Below are 3,208 nucleotides of genomic sequence, written 5' to 3'. Positions count from 1 at the left end.
TCCGAACGAGGTTTCTCGGGACGTTTTGCTGCTCGCATGGGTACGTCCGATACCGCGGGCTACAACCATGTCATCGGTATCGATCTGGATTTGCGCGGCGAGACTCTCACCGGTATGGCCCACACCCAGTACTGGAATACGGGTTTTCCGGCCGAAGCGCGCTCACGCAGTTCATTGCCGTATTGGGTGCGTCTCGAGCGGCAGTCGCCGACATCGTAAGCGCCACACTCACTCCTTCACTCGTACAGGCTTTCACTCGTACAGGGCTCTATGAAGCTTTCGACTTCTTTGCTGTTGGGCTTGGCCGCGTTTGTGTCGCACGCTGACGCTGCCGATCGATTTGACGCCGCTCGCGAGTACATCCGTGGGCAGATGCAGGAAGCAAATCTGCCGGCGGTCTCGGTTGCGATCAGTCAGCGCGGCAAGATTGTTTGGGAAGAGGGCTTTGGCTGGGCGGATCTGGAGCGGAAGATCGCTGCGACACCGCACACGATGTACTCGCTTGCTTCCATCTCCAAGCCCATCACTGCCACCGCGCTGATGACATTGGTGGAGGCGGGCAAGATTGATTTGGATGCGCCCATCAACGATTACCTCGGGTCGGCCAAGCTGGTGGCTAGAGTGGGAACTCAAGCAGCCACGGTTCGTCAGGTGGCGAACCATTCTTCCGGTCTGCCGCTGCACTATCAGTTCTTTTACGCGGATGAACCCGAGCGTCGCGTGTCCATGGACGAAACCATCCTGAGATACGGCAACTTGATCACCGCGCCGGGCGAGAAGGTCGAGTACTCCAACCTGGGCTATGGCGTGCTGGATTACGTGATCAGTCGCGTGTCCGGAAAAAGTTTCGGCGCGTATCTGACTGAGGATGTGTTCTTGCCGTTGGGATTGACGCGCATGTCGCTGGGTATCGGGCCAGGGCTCGAACCCTACGCCGCGGTTCGATACGACGAGAATGGTAAGGCGTTGCCTTTCTACGAGTCAGATCATCGAGGCGCATCGGCGGTGTACGGGAGCGCGCACGATTTGATCCGCTTTGCGATGTTCCATTTGCAGGACGGCCTGCCGGATCAGAAGCGCATTCTGTCCAAGAACGCCATCGCGGAGATGCAGCGGGTGACTGCCGTTGAGGATGAGCGCGAGGGCTATGGCGTCTCGTGGAGCGTGGTCAATCGTGCTGATGGTTATCGAGTCGTCGAGCACGGCGGCAGCATGCCTGGCGTCAACGTGGTGTTGTTGTTGATCCCGGCGGAGGATGTGGCCATCGCGGTGTTGACCAACCAGCGCTCCAGCCGTCATCGACTGATTGCTGACCAGGTTCTCAAAGTGGTGCTACCGAAGTGGCGTCCGGCACAGGCCGAGCAGCAGCGCGGCCCCGAGCCCGCGACGAGATCCGCTCCAGCTGTCGCGCCGGCGCAGAAATTCGCCGGTACTTGGAAGGGGCTCGTTCATACCTATCGCGGCGATGTGCCGCTGACGTTGGAATTCCAGCCCGACGGCGACGTGCACGCTCAACTGCAAGGGCAGCGTGAAAGTCTGGTGACTCGACTGAGGGTCCAGAACGATGAAGTCAGCGGGGAATTCTTCGGAAAGCTGGACACAGAAGACACTCGGCATCGTGGCAGCAATGTGATGTCACTGTCATTGAAGCTTCGTGGCTCGGTGCTGAGTGGCGGTGTGACGGCACGCTCCGACGATTGGCGAAGCAGTGCGCTGACGCACTGGACTGAGGTGCTCAAGCAATGAGTCGCCGCGCCGGACTGCCAACTCGGCTGATCGGCGCCTGGCTGATCGCATGCATCGGATGGAACGCGGCGGCCTGCGCTGACGAGGTACTAAGCACCGACGTGGTGTTGAATCTGGTGACGAACTCGAATGTCACGTTGTCCAGCGACGGGCGTCGTGTGGCGTGGCAGGTCACGCGCCCGCCGGAGGCCGCTCAATCTCAGCGCAACGTCGTGCACGAAGTGTGGAGTGCGGCGGTGGATGCACCTGCGAAGCGCGTCCTCGAAGCGGGTGGAGGCGCGTATCGCCCCAGTTGGTCACCAGATGGTAAGCAGCTCGCCTGGCTACAGGGGACTGAGCCGAGCGGCACAGTGCAGCTGCGGGTCAAGACACTTGCGAACGGTGAGGTGCGGACATTGACCGATGCACCAGGTGGCGTAGCAGCTTTCGAATGGTCGCCGCAGGGGGATCGCATCGCCTACACCGCTTGGGATGGCATCAGCGCCGAGCAACAGCGCGAGCACAGCGAAGGGCGCGATTGGATCGTCTTCGACGAACCGGGCCGTCAGTTGCGTTTGTATGTGACTGACCTGGCAACTGCGAAGTCAGTGTTGGTGACGCGCGCTGAACTGAGCGTGCACTATTTTTCTTGGTCACCCAGGGGCGATCAACTCGTGATCGCAGCGGCGCCCAGTGCGTCGGCCGATGACGAAATGCTACGGACTCGGCCGTATGTCGTAGCGGCCGTCGGTTCGGTGCCGCGGCTGTTGGCCGATCATTTCGGCAGGCTCGCGTTTCCGACGTGGTCTGCTGACGGCACCTGGATCGCTTGGCTGGCATCGCTCGATGTGAGCGATGCCTACAACGGCAATGTATTCGCCGTGCCGGCGTCGGGTGGCGCGGCACCGAAGAATCTTACCGAAGGTTTCGAAGGGACGGCGACGTGGCTCGGTGCCTGGCCGGGACACGGCGCCACGTTCGTCTTCAGGTCGGTCGAAGGTCAGGTGACGAACTTGCGCTCGGTTGACCCGAGCGGCAAGGTCACTTTGGTGAATGAGCCCGGCGCTGTTCTTTCCGGCGTGCCGAGCTTCACCGCCGATGGTCGGCGCTTTGCCACTACCGCCAATACGCCGTCGCACCCTGATGAAGTCGTGCTTGGCCGCACCGAGCGCAACGCCCGACTGCGGAGGCTGACGGACTCCAATCTGCAACTGAATTCCGTGCGGCTGGGAGCGCAAGAAGTGACGCGCTGGCGAAGTAAGGACGGGCTACCGATTGAAGGCGTGTTGATTCGACCGGTCGGCTACCAACCCGGTGGTCGCTATCCGGTGGTCGTACACGTGCATGGCGGCTCGGAAAGTGTGGTCGAAAATGGCTGGCGAGGCTCTTATAGAGATTGGGGGCAACTGCTCGCAGCTCGTGGCTACTTGGTGATCTATCCCAACTATCGAGGCAGTCTGGGGCGGGGTGCCGCCTTCGTGTC

Annotated in this window: 3 protein-coding genes; all 3 read left to right on the top strand. The window is 61.2% G+C overall.

Translation table 11 applies throughout. The features are described from left to right. On the top strand, positions 1-219 hold a 219-nt coding region (locus JNL55_RS13230; RefSeq protein ID WP_293853642.1), incomplete at its 5' end, for a hypothetical protein. Between the two features lie 51 nt (positions 220-270). Beyond that, a complete protein-coding gene (locus JNL55_RS13225; RefSeq protein WP_293853639.1) occupies positions 271-1,746 on the top strand; it encodes a serine hydrolase domain-containing protein in 1,476 nt (491 codons plus the stop codon). Further along, positions 1,743-3,208 (top strand): S9 family peptidase (locus JNL55_RS13220; protein WP_293853636.1); only part of this gene is annotated, 1,466 nt, incomplete at its 3' end. The genes JNL55_RS13225 and JNL55_RS13220, both read left to right, overlap by 4 nt.

This window comes from Steroidobacter sp. (assembly GCF_016790065.1).
In the GTDB taxonomy this organism is placed as follows: domain Bacteria; phylum Pseudomonadota; class Gammaproteobacteria; order Steroidobacterales; family Steroidobacteraceae; genus Steroidobacter.
The sequence above is the reverse complement of the archived record's forward strand: the minus strand, read 5'-3'. Positions and strand labels throughout refer to the sequence as shown.

Coding starts and splice junctions, on each gene's coding strand:
- JNL55_RS13225 (WP_293853639.1), top strand. CDS start 271: ATGAAGCTTTCGACTTCTTTGCTGTTGGGCTTGGCCGCGTTTGTGTCG.